This is a genomic window from Roseomonas sp. TF40 (genome assembly GCF_057219975.1).
This window is the reverse complement of record NZ_JBXVVR010000004.1, coordinates 142,960-157,902: the sequence shown is the minus strand read 5'-3', so window position 1 is coordinate 157,902 and position 14,943 is coordinate 142,960. Positions and strand designations below refer to the sequence as shown.

Below are 14,943 nucleotides of genomic sequence, written 5' to 3'. Positions count from 1 at the left end.
GTGATCCGCAGCCGGCCGGATGCCGGAGCGGCACGAAGGTGAAACCGCCCTGCGCGCGAACGGCGTCATCCGGTTGTGCCGGCGGGCCTCGCGCCGCTGCTTGCCGGGCGGCCCGCCCCGGGACGGGGGGGCGCTGTCCCGGCGTTTCAGCTTGCGTAACGCACCGCGAGCGCCGTGATGTCGTCCGCCTGAGGCGCGCCGTCCGCGAAGCCGTGCACGGCGCGCAGCACCGCCTCGACCACGGCCTGCGGTTCGCTGCCAGCCTGCGCAAGGGCGCTCATCAGCCGCGGCTGGCCGAAGAAACCGCCCGCATTGTCCTCGGCCTCGGACACACCGTCCGAGTAGCAGAACAGGGTCTCCCCGGCGCCGAGGGCGAAGTCATCGGCGCGGTATTCGATGCCTTCCATCACGCCCAGCGCGGGCTGGCGGCGGATCGGGCCGAGCAGGCGGGGCGCGCCCGCGCCCAGCACCACGGGCAGGTCATGCCCGGCGACGGCGATGCGGCCCTGGCCGGTGGAGCCATCCAGCACGCCGAGCACGACGGTGACGAAGGTCTGCGATTCATTGTCGGCCGAAAGGTCGTCATTGGTCATGGCCAGGATCGCGCCGGGGTCGGGCGGCCCGTCCTCGGGCGTCAGGCGCTTGGCGGCGGCGCGCATCAGGCCGAGGGTGCGCGCCATGGTGAGGCCGGCGGGCGCGCCCTTGCCCGAGACATCGGCGACGCAGAACAGCAGGTGCCGCGCATCGAGCTGCAGGCAGTCATAGAGATCGCCCCCCACCTGCCGCGCCGGCACCATCGCCGCATGCACGCTGAGCCGGCCCGTGGCGGCCGCGCCGAAATCCCGCGGCACCAGGGAGAGTTGCGCGGCACGCGCCGATTCCAGCTCGGCCTCCAGGGCCGCGAGGCGCGCATCGGCAAGGTCGCGCAGCCGTTTTTTCTCCAGCACCGCGCCGAGGCGGGCGCGCAGCAGCGGCGGGTCGAAGGATTTCGGCAGGTAGTCCTCGGCGCCGAGCTCGATGCAGCGCACGATCTTCTCCATCTCCGTCAGCGCGGAGATGACGATGACCGGCGGTGCGGCGCCGCGCGTGGCGTGCAACTGCTCCAGCACGCCGATGCCATCGAGGTTGGGCATCTCGAGGTCGAGCAGCACCACGTCGAAGCGCCCGCGCTCCAGCGCGGCCAGGCCCTGCAGGCCATCCTCGGCCATGGTCACGTTGTCGTAGCCGAGTTCGCCCAGCCGGCGCTTCAGCACGAGCCGGTTGAAGCTGCTGTCGTCGACGACGAGGATCGCAACCTTCTCGTCGGTCAGGCTGGTGCTCATGCGCGGCCCTTCTCGCCGGCCATGCTTTCCACCGCGCTGCGCGTCTCGGTGGCGAGCTTGGACAGGTCGATCATGGTGACGGTGATTTCCTCGGCGGCGGTGGCGTTGGACTGGCCGATGCGCGACAGCGTGCTGACGCGATCCGCGATCGAGGCGACGGTCGCCTGCTGTTCCTCCATCGCCACCGCGATGGCGCCCGCGAGACGCGCGGATTCGGTGACGAGGGATTCGAGCTCGTCCATCGCCTCGCCCACCGCCGCCGCGGTGCCGCTGCCCTCGCGCGTGCGGCGCCCGGCGACGAGCACGACATCGGCGATCTCCTGCGCCAGCGTCTCGGAACTGGCGGCCAGGGCGCGCACCTCCTCGGCCACCACGGCGAGGCCACGGCCATGTTCGCCGGCGCGGGCGGCCTCGATGGCGGCGTTGATGGCGAGGATGTTCGTCTGGGTCGCGATCTTCGCGATGGTCCCGGCGATGCGCGTCACGCGCTCGGTGTCCTCGGCCACGGCATCGACCAGCTCGATCAGGCTGCGCAGCTGCACAAGGCTGGTGGCGAGCAGCTTCTTCGCCTCATCGGCGCGGTCGGAGCTATCTTGCGTGGTGCGGCCCACCTCGCGCACCGCATCCTCGGTCTGGTCGAGCGCTTCCTCCACCTGCCGCAGCTCCGCAAGCTGGGTCATCGCACCATCGGAGACCTGGCCGATGGCCTCGGACGCCTGGGTGGTGGCGATGGCGGTGCGCCGCGCATTCTCCAGCGCCGTCTCGGTCAGGTTGCGCGTGGCGATCAGGTTCTCGCGGAAGACCAGCACGGCGCGCGCCATCTCGCCCACCTGGTCGGCGCGCTCCGCGCCCGGCACCTCGGTCTCCACAGCGCCGCGCGAGAGGCGCTCCATCGATCCGGCGAGGCGCGAGATCGGGCGCGCGATCAGGCGCACCAGCACCACCCAGACCAGGGCGCAGCCGACCAGCCCCGCGGCACCGGCGCCGAGCACGATTCTGCGCGCCTGGGCCTGCAGCGCATGCGCCTCGGCCAGCGAGGCGTCGGAGCGGCGCTTCACTTCCACGCGCGCGGCGCTGATCACGTTGTGGAAAGCGGTGGCGAAATCCAGCCATTCCTCATGCAGGGGGGCGAATTGCGCGCGCTGGCGGGCGGCGAAGGCGGCGCGTACCTGCTCGGTGAAGTCGGGCAGGCGGCGGGACATGTCGACCGCGCCGCCGAGCACGATGGGGTCGATGTTGGCGGCCAGCAGCGTCTGCATCTGGGTGAAGGCTTCCAGCACCAGCTCGCCATTGCGGACCATGCGCTGGGCGGTGGGACCGGGCTGCAGCACGCCGGCGATGACCGAGGCGAAGGCCGAGGAGAAATCCGAGACATGCAGCGCGAGCTCATCCACCGCCGCATCCGCCGCGCGGTCGCGCAGGCCGAGCTGCTCGACGATCACGACCTGCCGGGCGGAGATGATGATGGCCGAGCCGGCCAGCAGGCCGACCACCATGAGCATCAGCAGGCTGATGAGCCCGGCGCGCACGCCGATGCGGCCCAGCCAGCCGGCTAGGCCGCCGCCATTCTGCGGGGTCGCGGCCTGCGAAGCGCCCTCGGCCATGTTCAGCCTTGTCCTGCCATGCGTGGGTCCGGCCATCCTTCTGACGGGGCTGAAGGCTACAGGCCGCCCGCCCGCGCAACAAGCGCCGCGGGATGGACAGGCGGGCCGCGCCGGCGTGAGACTGCGCGCCTCTGCAAGGGAAGAGAAACGACATGGCCGAACACCCGTTCAACGCGGCGGATCTCGAGGCGCTGCGCCAATGGGACACGCCCACCATCTGCAATGCGCTGGAGATCGTGGTGCCGCAGCGGCGCGGGCATGGCTTCACCGTGCGCCCGATGGTCGCCGCCGATCCGAAGCTGCCGCCGATCTGCGGGCTGGCGCGCACCGGCAGCTACCGCGCCGCAGCACCCTCCGGCCGGCCGAAGGAGGTGGACCGCGCCATCCGGCTCGGCTGGTACGAATATGTCGCCAAGGCCGCGCTGCCGACCGTGGTGGTGATCCAGGATCTGGACGACACCCCCGGCATCGGCGCCTTCTGGGGCGAGGTGCATTCCAACGTCCACAAGGCGCTGGGCGCGCAGGGCGGCGTGACGAATGGCTCGATCCGCGACCTCGACATGCTCGCCCCCGGCTTCCAGCTCATCGCCGGCGTCGTGAACCCGAGCCACGCCTATGGCCATCTGGTGGCCTATGGGCAGGAGGTGACGGTGCATGGCATGCATGTGGTGCATGAGGATGTGATCCACGCCGACCGCCACGGCGCGGTGGTGGTGCCCCATGCCGCGGTACGCCAGATTCCGGCGGCGATCGAGCTGCTCTCGCGGCGGGAGAAGGTGATCCTCGACATCTGCAAGGATCCGGACTTCAACGTCGCCAAGCTGCATGCGGCGATCGCGCGGATGGATGAGATTCATTGAGGCCAACGCTGTGTCGCGTGCGCCCGGAATGGGTCGACCATTACGGGCACATGAACCTGGCCTATTACCTGGTGGCCTTCGACCTCGCGACCGATGAGCTGTGGCCCCGGCTTGGCCTGGGCGAAGCCTTCAGGGCGCGGGGCCTTGGCACTTTCGCGGTCGAATCCTGGCAGGGCTATCGGCGGGAGGTGCTGCTCGATGCGCCGCTTGCGGTGGAGAGCGCGGTGCTGGGCTTCGATGCGAAGCGCATGCTGCTCCGCCACCGGCTCTACCACGCCGAGGAGGGCTTTCTCTCGGCGGAGAATGAGGTGCTGTTCCTCTGCGTGGATCTCACCACGCGGCGCGTGGCGGGTTGGCCGGAGGATACGCTGGCGCAGTTCGCCGCCGCACGGGTTGAGGAGGGGCCGCAGCGGCTCGCGCTTCAGCGCCGGCCTGCGAGCTGACGATTCTCGAGCCGCGAGAGCAGCCGCACGCAGGGCCAGAGCAGGATGAAATAGGCGAGGGCGGCGACCAGGATGGGGGTCGCGTTGAAGGTCACGCTCTGCGCCTGCCGCGCCTGGAACAGCAATTCCGGCAGCGCCACCACAGAGGCGATGGAGGTGAGCTTCACCACCTCCAGCGTGTTGCTCACCAGGTCGGGCAGCACGTTGCGCACGGCCTGGGGCAGCACGATGAAGATCCACACCTGCCAGCGCCGCAGCCCGAGCGCGCGCGCGGCTTCGGCCTGGCCCTTCGGCACGCTTTCGATGCCGGCGCGCAGGATCTCGGCGTAGTAGGCGCCGGTGTTCAGCAGGAAGCCGAGCGCCACCGCGCCCCAGGCGCCGAGGTCGAGCCCCGCGAAGGGCAGGCCGGCATAGAGGAAGATCAGCAGCACCAGCGGCGGGATCGCGCGGAAGAAATCGACGAAGCCGATCAGCGGCCAGCGCACCCAGCGGCTCGGCTGTGCGGAGAGGATGGCCAGCACCAGCCCCGCGGCGATGCCGAGTGGGACGGTCATCAGCGCCAGCAGCATGGTCTGCACCAGGCCCATCCAGAGGATGGGCGAGGCGGCCAGCGCGATCTCCAGATTGAAGAAGGCGTCCAGAAACTCGCTCATTTCTGAGCCCTCAGGCGCCGGGCGGCCGCATCCGCGGCCTTGGCTTCGCGGCACTTGCCGCGGGCCGCGTTCGCGGCCTCGGCATACGCGAAGGGCGTATGCCGCATGGCGTGCCTGAGACGCGCGGTTGCGCTCATCTTTTCCACGCGAATTTCGTCTCGACCCAGCGCCCCGCCACCACCACCGGCAGGAACAGGATGAGGTAGGCGATGGCCCCCAGCGTCAGCGGCGTGGGGTTGCCCGAGAAGGCCATGCCCGATTGCGCCGCGCCGAGAATCTCGGACACGGCGACCACCGAGCCGAGCGCGGTGCCCTTGGTGATGGCGATGGTGCGGTTGGTCAGCGGCGGGATGGCGATGCGAATCGCCTGGGGCAGCACGATCCGCCGCAACGTGGGCAGGAAGCGCAGGCCGAGCGCGCGCCCGGCCTCCCACTGGCCCTTGGGCACGGCGCAGATGCCGGCCCAGAAGATCTCCTCCGCGAAGGCCATGAGCACCAGCGTGAGCGCGAGCCAGGTGGCGCCGAAGCCCGAGAGATCCACCCCCGCGGCGGGCAGGCCGAAATAGATCAGCACGATCAGCACCAGCGGCGGCAGGGCGCGGAACAGGTCGACGATGAAGATGATCGCCCAGTTCAGCACGCGCAGGCCCGCCGCGCGCAGCACGGCGAGCACGAGGCCGAGGAACAACCCGCTGACCACGACCAGCAGCGCCAGCCAGATGGTCAGCAGCAGGCCTTCGGCGATCTTCGGCGCGTATTCGGCCGCGACGCGCGCATTGAAGAAGGAGAAGACGAAGCCGTCCCAGCCGGACACTGTGTTTGCCTCAATCGCCGGCGCCCGCATCCGCGGGCTTGGCTGCGCGCCTACGCGCTGAATCGCGGGGGCAAAAGGGCGCTCTGTGCGCGGCCGCCCTTTGGGCGAGCGGCCGGCGCGACGGGGCGCCGGCCGATTTCTGTGGGGCTAGCGTCAGCAACGCGGGGCGCGGGGGGTGGGGTCGTAGCCATTGAGGCCGGGGACGCCGGTGCCGGGGAACACCGTGTTCTCGGCGTCGTCGGCCGTGGGCGCCACGCCGAACCATTGCTGGGAAAGGCGCGCGATGGTGCCGTCGCGCTTCATGCATTCCAGCGCGTTCTCCAGCTCCACGCGCAGCGCCGTCGCCCCCACCGGCAGCACGGCGGACCAATGCGCGCGGGTGTCGGTCATCACCAAATCGGGCACGAATTGCGGGGTGCGCGTGGCGGCGTAGCGCACCACCGTGTTGCCGCCGAGATTCGCATAGGCGCGGCCCGAGACCACGGCCTGCACCGCATCGGTCTGGGTGTCATAGGTCTGCACCGTGAAGCCGAGCCGCGCGGCATTGGCCTGCGCCCAGGCGTCATAGGCGCTGCCCTTGTTCACGCTGATCGCCTTGCCGCGCAGGTCATCGACCGAGCGGATCGGCGCCGAGCCGCGGCGGATGCCGAACTGGAAGGCGGTGTAGAGATAGCCCTCGGTGAAGAGCATGTTCTGTGCGCGCTCGGCGGTTGCGGTGACCGGCGCGCAGAGGAAGTCGTAGCGCCCGGCATTCATCGCGGGGATGAGGCCCGAGAAGCTCGCGCTGTCCACCGTCAGCTCGCGGCCCATGCGCTTCGCGGCCTCGCGGAAGAGGTCGATGTTGAAGCCCTGCACGCCGCCCTGCAGCGTGGGGAAGGCATGCGGGGCGAAGGTGCCGTCCACGGCGCAGCGCAGCGGCGCGGGCGCCTGCGCCTGGGCCGAGGTGGCGCCGAGGGCGAGAAGGGCGGCGGCGGCGAGAAGGGAGCGCATGATGCGGGTCTCCGGGTTCGGGGTGGCGTTACCCAAGCCTCCCACCCTCCGCGTCGTGGCGCCACCCCGTGCGGGTCGAAAATTGCGCGCAGGGCAGCCCGGCTGGCGCCATCGCGCGCAACCGGTGATGCCGGAGCGGGCGCTACAACAGCAGATCCGCAAGATCGAGCGTGGCGGCGCCGCGGATCTGCACGGCGAATTCGGCCGTGGCATCGGCATCCGTATTGGCGAAGAGGAGGCAGCGCGTGGCGTCGATCCCCACCACGCGCAGCTCGCCCGGCCGGTTGGCGGCGAAGGGGCCCGTGACCAGCACGAAATCCTGCATTCCGGCCAGGGTCTCATTGGCGTCGAAGTCGAAGCGCAGCCGGTCCTGCCCGCGTGCGAAATCCAGCACCACGTCGCGCGCGGCGCCGGGCTGGAAAGGGCTGTCGGAGGTGGCGAGGAAGGCGAAGATGTCGGCCTGCGCCCCGCCGGTCAGCCGGTCCGCGCCCGCGCCGCCGATCAGCAGATCCGCCCCCGCGCCGCCGAGCAGATGGTCATTGCCCGCGCCGCCCGCCAGCGTATCGCGATCCGCCCCGCCCCAGAGGCGGTCGATCCCGTCGCCGCCCTCCAGCTTGTCGGCCCCGGCCTCGCCCTTCAGCCGGTCCGCGCCATCGCCGCCCATCATTGTGTCGGAGCCGGCGCGCCCGGTCAGCGCATCATCGCCCGCGCCGCCCAGGATGCGGTCGCCGCCCTGGCTGCCGTTGAGCGTTTCACCCGCCGCCCCGCCCAGCATCACGCGCCCATTGGCGAAGGCCAGCGGGTCGCGCGCCTCCCACCAGGCGGGGTTGGCGTCGTTGAAGGCCTGCATCGCATCCCAGCGCGCCGAGCGCGACTCATAGACCGTGTCGAGCATCCCCCAATGGCCGAAGACCGAAGGCCCGCCGAAAGAGGAGAACAGCTCGAACAAGGCCCCGCCCGCGGCGCGGAACAGCTCGAGGTTTTCGACATAGAGCGCGCCCATGCGCGGGTCGTTCACCAGCGCGGTGAAGAAATCGGTCAGCGCCGGCGCCGAGGTCGAGACCAGGTGCTGCCCGCCCTCATAGGCGTAGAGGCGCAGCCCGTACTGGTCGGCGATGGCGGCGTGGTAATTGTAGAGGATCGGGATGTCGTCGAGCCCGAAGCTGCCGGGCAGCAGGTCGGCATGGCGCAACTGTTCGAAGGCGAGGTCGATGCCCGCCGCGCCCATGCCCGCCCATTGCAGCACGGTGGCGAGGTTCTCGGGCTCGTAGAGGCTGCCGTTGAAATAGCCGGTGATGGCGTAGCTGTCGAAGAAGGTATGCGGCGCGGCATTGCCCTCCGCCACCCAGAGCGGGGCGTTCAGCAGCGGATCCTCCAGCCCGAACCAGGCGGTCTGCGTCGCCACCACGCGGTCGAGGCGGGTGGCGGTCTCGTCGCCGAAGACCTCGGTCCAGATCTGCGCATTCTGGGCGGCGCGCATGCCGTTCCACTGCATCCAGCCATCGCCGATATGCTCGGCACCCTCGATGCTGCCATTGCCGTCGGCATCCACGGCCCAGCGCTCATTGGCCAGGCGCAGCGCGTCCTGCGATTGCTGGAACTGCCAGTTCCAGGCCTCGTTCGAGAATTCGACATGCGCGACCAGGCGCGGGTCCAGGTTGTCGCGCACATATTCCGCGAAGCGGCGCACGTAATCGGCATCCGCCAGATGCGGCATGCAGAACCAGGGATCGGTGCCGGTGCGGTTGGCAAGCTCGACCATCGCCTCCATCGGCACGCCCGACCACGCCCAGGAAGCGTCGGTGGGCTCAGGCCGGCCTTCCCAGCCGGTGATGGTGGAGTTGTTGGTGAGCCCGAAATCCATGAAGCGCAGGGAGCGGAAATCCTGGATCTTCTCGAGGAAGTCCGGGCTGAAGGTCTCCCCGGCGGCCAGCAGATGCGCCTGGTCCTCCCGCACCACGCGGATGTGGCGCACCGGGTCATCGGGGTCGGAGGCGCGGATGGAGAGGAAGAGCGGGTTGTAATCCTCGCCCGGCGTGCCCGGGCAGATGATCACCGCGCTGCCGCCGGTGCTGTCGCCTTCGACGATGGCGGCGGTGAGGATGACATCGACCTCGCCCGTGCCCTCCCAGGTCATCAGGTAGCGGCCCGTGGGGTTGGCGCCATGCGGGTCGGCGCCGAGCACCGTGGTCAGCACCGTGCCGGGCGGCACCGCGGTCGGCCAGTTATTGGCGTCCAGCGGTACGGGCACGCCGCTGTTCCACTGCGTCTCGGTGTTCGTCACCCATTCGCGGGACGTGAGGAAGCGGTCGAGCAGCGGGAAATCGCCCGACCAATCGACATTGCCGGCGAGATTCAGGCCGAGCGAGGGAGTCCAGTTGGGCGGGCGGGGCATGGGCGGGCACCTGGGTGGGGCGGCGCAGCTTGGGCCGCGCCGGCCGCGCGGTGCAATCGGCCATGCGTTTCTGTTGTGTCAGACCTTCGTGTCATCTGTTGCACTGCCACATTTGTGCCTTGCGGGGGGCAAGGCCGCGCCGCATCGCGGGCCTATCAACCGGGTCAACGCCATCGCATCCGGACCGGGAACCATGCCCCGCCTTGCCCTTTTCTCCGTCTTTCTCGGCCTGCTCGCCATCCTCGCCACCGTCGTGCTGGTGCTCGGCGATGCGAACCTCACGGGCCGCGTGCCGCCGCTGCTGACGGCAGGCCTCGCGGGGCTGGGCGGGCTGTTGCTGGTGCTGGGCCTGTGGCGGATCGAGCCCAGCGCGGGGCGTCACACCTTCTCGGGGTAGAGCCCGGCGATGCCTTCTTCCGTCGCGGGCGCGCGCCCGCGCTCGGTGATCAGCCCGGTGACGAGGCGCGCGGGCGTGACATCGAAGGCCGGGTTGGCCGCGCCACTCCCGGCGGCGACCACGCGGATCGTCTCGATCCGCCCCTCGGCGGTGCGGCCGGTGAGGTCCGTGACCTCCGCCCCCGAGCGTTCCTCGATCGGGATCTCCCTCACCCCGTCGCGCACGCGCATGTCGAGCGTGGAATGCGGCAGCGCCACCCAGAAGGGCACGCCATTGTCGGCCGCCGCCAGCGCCTTGAGGTAGGTGCCGATCTTGTTCGCCACATCGCCGGTGCGCGTGACGCGATCGGTGCCGACGATGACGATATCCACCTCGCCATGCTGCATCAGATGCCCGCCGGCATTGTCGGCGATGACGGTGTGCTTCACGCCATGCGCGCCGAGTTCGAAGGCGGTCAGCGCCGCCCCCTGGTTGCGCGGGCGCGTCTCATCCACCCAGACATGCACGTCCAGCCCCGCATCATGCGCCTGGTAGATGGGTGAGAGCGCGGTGCCGTAATCGACGGTGGCGAGCCAGCCGGCATTGCAATGCGTGAGGATGTTCACCCGGCCCTTGCGCGCGGCGATCTCCTGCAGCAGGGGCAGGCCGTGCTGGCCGATCAGGCGGCAGGTCTCGGCATCGTCGTCGCAGATCGCCGCGGCCTCGGCATAGGCGGCCGCTTCGCGCGCGGCCTCGGGCAGCGGCGCGAGGGCCGCCACCATGCGCTCCAGCGCCCAGCGCAGGTTGATCGCGGTGGGGCGGGTTTCGCCCAGCATGGCGGCGATGGGGGCGAGGTTGCCGGGGTTGGTCCGCATCTCCAGCGCCACGCCATAGGCCGCGACCGCGCCGATCAACGGCGCGCCGCGCACCTGCATGGAACGGATGGCATGCGCCGCCTGCGCCGCATCGGTCAGGCGCAGCTTCTCGACCTGCCAGGGCAGCTTCGTCTGGTCGAAGATGCGCACCGACCAGCCATCGCTGTCGAGCCAGATGCTGCGGTAGGCGATGCCGTCGATCTTCATCCGTCCGTCAATCCACAATGAACAGCGTGGCGCCGGTGGCGGTCGAGGAACGATGCGCGGCGTCGCCGAAATCCGAGACCTGGTAGCTCATCCCCGGCGTCAGCGTGAAGCGCCGGCCGTCCCGCAACTCGGTGTCGAGTTGCCCGGCCACGACGAACAGTACATGGCCGCGGTCGCACCAATGGTCGGCAAGGTAGCCGGGCGAATACTCCACCATCCGCACGCGCAGCTCGCCGATGTTGAGCGTGCGCCAGCGCGCCTCCCCGGTCTCGCCGGGGTGCAGCGTGGGCTCGACCTTCGACCAGTCGGTGACGGTGAAGGGCAGGGGCGGGATCTTCATGGCGGGTGCTGCCTTCAGATGCGCTGGTGCAGCGCGCAGACCAGGGTGAAGAGCCGGCGCGCCGTCTCGAAATCGATCTCGATGCGCCCTTCCAGGCGCTGGGTCAGCAGGGTGGCGCCCTCGTTGTGCAGGCCGCGCCGTCCCATGTCGATGGCCTGGATCCGCACCTCGGACCCGCCCTCGGCCACGGCCTTCTCATGGCTTTCGACCACGAGGTGATAGTCCTTGATCAGCCGTCGGAAGGGGCCCAGGGCCAGCACCAGCGCATGCAGCGGCTGATCCTCGGCGTTGCGGATGTCCAGGATCAGCCGCCCGTCGCGCACCGCGATGGCGACCACGAAGGGCCCGGCGAGGCCCTTGGGGCGGAACATGTTGCCGGCGAGCAGATCGGCCACCGCCTGGTTGCGGTCGGCCTCGGCATAGGGGCTGGGCAGGGGCTGCGCATCGGGCAGCACCACGCCGATCAGGTCGCGCTCAGCCATGGCCGGGGTCGGGCTTGCGCACCGGCAGCACGGCGGGCGCCAGGGGCGGCTCCGGCTCCGACCCGTGCTCGGCGCCGGTGATGCCGAGCCGCATCATCCAGCCGAGGGTCGCGCCCTTGATCGGGCGCAGCAGCAGGATGCAGATGATGGTGAACAGCGGCAGCCAGAGCACCATGTGCAGCCACATCGGCGGCATCCAATGGCGCTCCACCATCAGCACCAGCGGCACCAGGATGTGCCCGGCGATGAAGATGGTGAAATAGGGCGGTGCGTCATCCGCGCGCAGGCGCCCCAGCGGCGCGCCACAGGCGCTGCACGCCCGCACCACGCGGAGATAGCCGCTGAACACATGGCCCCCCCCGCAGGCCGGGCAGCGATTGGTCGCACCACGAGAGGCCGCGATCCAGAAGGATTCCGGCTTGGCATAGGGCAAAGCGGGTGCCGAGCGATCGGGCTCCCAGCGCATGGCAGGCGTTCCTTTCGGCAGTCCCGCTGCCGTTGTGCGCTGCATCATGAGACTGTCGCCGTCACGGATCAAGGCTTGCGATGCCGGCGCCGCCCGGCCCATGCTCAGCGGCATGAGCGAACGCATCCTGGTCGTGAACCCCAACAGCACGCGCAGCTGCACGCAGGGGATCGAGATGGCCCTGGCCGGCTTCCGCGCGCCGGGCCTGCCCCGCTTCGAGGTGACGCAGCTCGACGGCGGGCCGCCCGCCATCATCACCTGGCGCGACTGGTCCGGCGTGGCCGAGCCGCTCTGCCAGATGGCCGAGCGCGAGCGGGCCGATGCCTGGATCATCGCCTGCGTCTCCGACCCTGGCGTGGATGCGCTGCGCACGGTCACGCGCGCGCCGGTCTTCGGCCCGCTGCGCAGCGCCATCGCCGCTGCCATCGCGCGGGCGGACCGCTTCGGCATCATCGCCTTCGCCGATCCCTCGATCCAGCGCCAGCGCCGCACCCTCGCGGCGATGGGGGTGGAGGGGCGGGTCGCCGGGCATCTGCCGCTGAACCTCTCGATGGACACGCTGACCGACCCCATCGCCGCCCGCGCGCCGCTGATCGAGGCCGCGCAGCGCATCAAGGCCGCGGGGGCGGAGGCGGTGATCCTGGGCTGCGCCGGCATGGCCGGGCACCGCGCGGCGGTGGAGGCGGCGGTGGGCCTGCCGGTGATCGAGCCCTGCCAGGCGGCCGCGGCCCTCGCGCTTCAGGCGGTGCTGGCCGCGCGCGCCCCCCTGGCCCAGGCGGCTGAATGAGGGCGGCGCTGGCCGCGTTTCTGCTGCTCGCCGGCGCGGCCCGCGCCCTGCCGCCGGGGGCGAGCGACGATGCGCAGGTGATGGAAGCCGCCCGGATGCAGGAGGCCGGGCGCTACGAACTCAGCCTGCCCCTGCTGCGCGGCGCGCTGGAACGCCTGCCCGGCGACCCTGACATCCTGGTCTACATCGCCTTCGCGGAACGCCGCCTGGGGCGCCGGGACGCCGCGATGGACAGCTACAACGAGGCCCTGGCCCGCGACCCGCTGCATGCGGGCGCCCTGGCCTATCAGGGTAGCCTTTTCCTGGAACTGGGGCAGCGCGGCCGGGCGGAGGCGAACCTCGCCGTGCTGGCGACGCATTGCGCCTTCTGCCCGGAGCGAGAGACGCTGGCGCGCGAGATCGCGCGCCAGCGTTGACGGTCACGGCAGCTTGGGCGCGCCCGGCTTGCCGTCCCAGCTTGCCACCATCCAGGTGAAGGCGCTGGTCCAGCTCGGGTCGTCGCAGGGCGGTACGCCGCCCGCCTTCAAGGTCGCGGCGTCGAAGCCGGCGAGTTGCAGATGCGGGCGCTCGCCGGGGCGCGAGACCAGGCCTTCTTCCTGGCCGATGACCTCAAGGCGGTCCCACATATGCGCCTGCGCGTCATCGCCATCCCAGGACCAGCGGCCCTCCAGCGAAAGCACGAAATCCGCGGCGAGGCCGTATTGGTGCAGGCTTTCCCAGGCCTGCACCGGCGTCAGGATGCGGCCCATGCGGCCACGGCCCGAGGCGTAGAGGTTGTTCTGCCGCCAGGGGCCGCGCATGCCCTCATAGATGCCGAAGGGCATGCCCTCGGCATTGAGGCGTGCGACCACCCGCAGCGCCTTGTTGCGGAAGGCGGGGTGCAGCATCTTCGGGTCGCGGTTCACGCGATCCACATTGCGCCAGGGGAAGGTCTCGGTGACGTGCTGCGGCGACTTCGCCCCGGCCACCTGGCGGCGCAGGTTGCGCGCCGGCGCATAGCCGCGCTGGCCCGAAGGCGCCTCCACCTGCAGCCAGCCCTCGGGCGCCTCGCCCACCAGCACCACCACCTGGTCCAGCGGCAGGCCACGGACCGCCTTGTGGTCGAGGCTCGGCTCCTCGCGCAGCTCGGTGGCGGAGGCCACGCGGTAGAGGACAGGGTAGGCGGAGGGCTCGGTCATGCGGCTGGCCTTCGAAGGAGGGGCGCGGCTGTGTAGCGCGGGCAGGGGGGCCGCGCCAATCGGGTCTCAGGCTTTCGGCGTCCAGACCGCCGGCGCCTCGCTGCCGGTCTGGGCCGTGATGCGGGTGTAGTGCTCCGGCCGGCGATGCCGGGCGAAGTTGAAGATGGTGGTGCGGCCCAATTCGCACATGCCGAGGTCGCACTCGGCGACGATCACCTCATCCTCCCAGCTGGTCGCCATGGCCATGATCTCGCCCTGCGGGTTGACGATGATGGAGTGGCCGAACAGCTCGTGCCCGTCCTCGGTGCCGGCCTTGGCGACGCCGACGCCGAAGCAGGCATTCTGGTAGCAGCCCGCCTGGATCGAGAGATGGCTGTGCGCGACGCGCAGGTGATGCGCCTCGAAGCCGCGGTTCTCCATGTTCAGCGAGGGCGTGTTGTAGCCGAGCATCACCAGCTCGACCTGCTGCAGCCCCAGCACGCGCCAGGATTCCGGCCAGCGGCGGTCATTGCAGATCATCATGCCGACATTGACCGGCCCCGCATTGCCGACCGGCGCGCGCACCACGGGAAAGCCCAGGTCGCCGGGTTCGAAATAGCGCTTTTCGAGGTGCTGTACCTTGCGGATCGGGTCGTATTCCGCGTGGCCGGGCAGGTGCACCTTGCGATACTTCAGCACGATCTCGCCGGAGGGATGCACGAAGACGGCGGTGTTGTAGCGATGCCCGTCGGGCGTCTTCTCGGCATAGCCGAGGTGGAAGGCGATGTTCAGCCGGCGCGCGGCCTCGAACAGCGGTGCCGTTTCGTTCGAGGGCAGGGCGTGCTCGTACCAATGGTCCGCCTCGGCCAGGTTCTCATGGTACCAGCGCGGGAAGAAGGTGGTCAGCGCGAGTTCGGGATAGACCACCACCTCCGCGCCGCGGCGCGCCGCCTTCTCCATCAGCGCGACCATGCGCGCGACGGCGACATCACGCCCCTCGGCTTTCTGGATCGCGCCCATCTGCGCGGCGGCGACAACGAGGCGGCGGGACATGGCGGCACTCTCCAAGCGTGGCGCGCGCCAGATGCCAGAGGCGGAGGCAGGGCGCCAGCCCTCGGCGGGCGGGGGCGTTGCCCGCAGGCGCTGCACAGGCTAGGTCCGTTACACAAGGA

17 protein-coding genes are annotated in these 14,943 nt (G+C 70.5%); 5 read left to right on the top strand and 12 right to left on the bottom strand.

Annotation, left to right across the window (positions count from 1 at the left end; genetic code table 11):
• Positions 1-146 precede the first annotated feature (146 nt).
• On the bottom strand, positions 147-1,322 hold the full coding sequence (locus AC2D9U_RS13990; RefSeq protein WP_484749963.1) for a PP2C family protein-serine/threonine phosphatase: 1,176 nt from the start codon (positions 1,320-1,322) through the stop codon (positions 147-149).
• Positions 1,319-2,962: a methyl-accepting chemotaxis protein gene (locus AC2D9U_RS13985; protein ID WP_484749961.1), complete on the bottom strand. Its 1,644-nt coding sequence runs from the start codon at positions 2,960-2,962 to the stop codon at positions 1,319-1,321. The genes AC2D9U_RS13990 and AC2D9U_RS13985 overlap by 4 nt, the downstream gene beginning before the upstream one ends.
• 116 nt (positions 2,963-3,078) lie before the next feature.
• Here AC2D9U_RS13985 and AC2D9U_RS13980 point away from each other — a divergent pair, with 116 nt between their 5' ends.
• Together AC2D9U_RS13980 and AC2D9U_RS13975 are read left to right on the top strand one after the other, a co-directional pair.
• Positions 3,079-3,786, top strand: coding sequence for an RraA family protein (locus AC2D9U_RS13980; protein ID WP_484749959.1), 708 nt, complete (start codon positions 3,079-3,081; stop codon positions 3,784-3,786).
• Between the two features lie 17 nt (positions 3,787-3,803).
• A complete protein-coding gene (locus tag AC2D9U_RS13975; protein ID WP_484749957.1) occupies positions 3,804-4,229 on the top strand; it encodes a thioesterase family protein in 426 nt (141 codons plus the stop codon).
• Here the strand turns inward: AC2D9U_RS13975 and AC2D9U_RS13970 are convergent.
• The 4 genes from AC2D9U_RS13970 to AC2D9U_RS13955 all read right to left on the bottom strand — a co-directional run bounded on the left by AC2D9U_RS13970 (position 4,208) and on the right by AC2D9U_RS13955 (position 9,081).
• A complete protein-coding gene (locus tag AC2D9U_RS13970) occupies positions 4,208-4,882 on the bottom strand; it encodes an amino acid ABC transporter permease (RefSeq protein ID WP_484749956.1) in 675 nt (224 codons plus the stop codon). The genes AC2D9U_RS13975 and AC2D9U_RS13970 overlap by 22 nt on opposite strands.
• A 133-nt stretch (positions 4,883-5,015) precedes the next feature.
• Positions 5,016-5,696 carry an amino acid ABC transporter permease gene (locus AC2D9U_RS13965; RefSeq protein WP_484749954.1) on the bottom strand — a complete coding sequence of 227 codons (681 nt, stop codon included), beginning with the start codon at positions 5,694-5,696 and terminating at the stop codon, positions 5,016-5,018.
• 153 nt (positions 5,697-5,849) lie between these two features.
• Complete coding sequence (locus tag AC2D9U_RS13960; RefSeq protein ID WP_484749952.1) at positions 5,850-6,686, bottom strand: transporter substrate-binding domain-containing protein; 837 nt, start codon at positions 6,684-6,686, stop codon at positions 5,850-5,852.
• A gap of 142 nt (positions 6,687-6,828) precedes the next feature.
• Entirely contained in the window at positions 6,829-9,081 is a 2,253-nt protein-coding gene (locus AC2D9U_RS13955; RefSeq protein ID WP_484749950.1) for a M10 family metallopeptidase C-terminal domain-containing protein, read from the bottom strand.
• A 193-nt stretch (positions 9,082-9,274) separates the two neighbouring features.
• On the opposite strand from AC2D9U_RS13955, the gene AC2D9U_RS13950 reads away from it, so the two are divergent.
• Entirely contained in the window at positions 9,275-9,478 is a 204-nt protein-coding gene (locus tag AC2D9U_RS13950) for a hypothetical protein (protein WP_484749948.1), read from the top strand.
• Here the strand turns inward: AC2D9U_RS13950 and mtnA are convergent.
• From mtnA to AC2D9U_RS13930, 4 genes are read right to left on the bottom strand one after another with little or no spacing between them, the layout of a single operon-like run.
• The gene (mtnA, locus tag AC2D9U_RS13945) at positions 9,460-10,539 is read right to left on the bottom strand and encodes an S-methyl-5-thioribose-1-phosphate isomerase (protein ID WP_484749946.1); all 1,080 of its coding nucleotides are present in this window, start codon (positions 10,537-10,539) and stop codon (positions 9,460-9,462) included. The two genes, AC2D9U_RS13950 and mtnA, sit on opposite strands and share 19 nt — an antisense overlap.
• Before the next feature lie 7 nt (positions 10,540-10,546).
• Entirely contained in the window at positions 10,547-10,879 is a 333-nt protein-coding gene (locus AC2D9U_RS13940) for a DHCW motif cupin fold protein (protein WP_484749945.1), read from the bottom strand.
• A gap of 14 nt (positions 10,880-10,893) precedes the next feature.
• Positions 10,894-11,361 carry a UPF0262 family protein gene (locus AC2D9U_RS13935; RefSeq protein ID WP_484749943.1) on the bottom strand — a complete coding sequence of 156 codons (468 nt, stop codon included), beginning with the start codon at positions 11,359-11,361 and terminating at the stop codon, positions 10,894-10,896.
• Positions 11,354-11,827, bottom strand: coding sequence for a DUF983 domain-containing protein (locus tag AC2D9U_RS13930; protein WP_484749941.1), 474 nt, complete (start codon positions 11,825-11,827; stop codon positions 11,354-11,356). Before AC2D9U_RS13930 ends, AC2D9U_RS13935 begins: the two co-directional genes overlap by 8 nt.
• Before the next feature lie 112 nt (positions 11,828-11,939).
• On the opposite strand from AC2D9U_RS13930, the gene AC2D9U_RS13925 reads away from it, so the two are divergent.
• Both AC2D9U_RS13925 and AC2D9U_RS13920 read left to right on the top strand, forming a co-directional pair.
• Positions 11,940-12,614: an aspartate/glutamate racemase family protein gene (locus tag AC2D9U_RS13925; RefSeq protein WP_484749939.1), complete on the top strand. Its 675-nt coding sequence runs from the start codon at positions 11,940-11,942 to the stop codon at positions 12,612-12,614.
• On the top strand, positions 12,611-13,030 hold the full coding sequence (locus AC2D9U_RS13920; protein WP_484749937.1) for a tetratricopeptide repeat protein: 420 nt from the start codon (positions 12,611-12,613) through the stop codon (positions 13,028-13,030). Before AC2D9U_RS13925 ends, AC2D9U_RS13920 begins: the two co-directional genes overlap by 4 nt.
• 3 nt (positions 13,031-13,033) lie before the next feature.
• On the opposite strand, the gene AC2D9U_RS13915 is transcribed toward AC2D9U_RS13920, so the two are convergent.
• Positions 13,034-13,792 carry an SH3 domain-containing protein gene (locus tag AC2D9U_RS13915; RefSeq protein ID WP_484749935.1) on the bottom strand — a complete coding sequence of 253 codons (759 nt, stop codon included), beginning with the start codon at positions 13,790-13,792 and terminating at the stop codon, positions 13,034-13,036.
• A 66-nt stretch (positions 13,793-13,858) separates the two neighbouring features.
• Positions 13,859-14,824, bottom strand: coding sequence for an N-carbamoyl-D-amino-acid hydrolase (locus AC2D9U_RS13910; RefSeq protein WP_484749933.1), 966 nt, complete (start codon positions 14,822-14,824; stop codon positions 13,859-13,861).
• Positions 14,825-14,943: the final 119 nt, after the last annotated feature.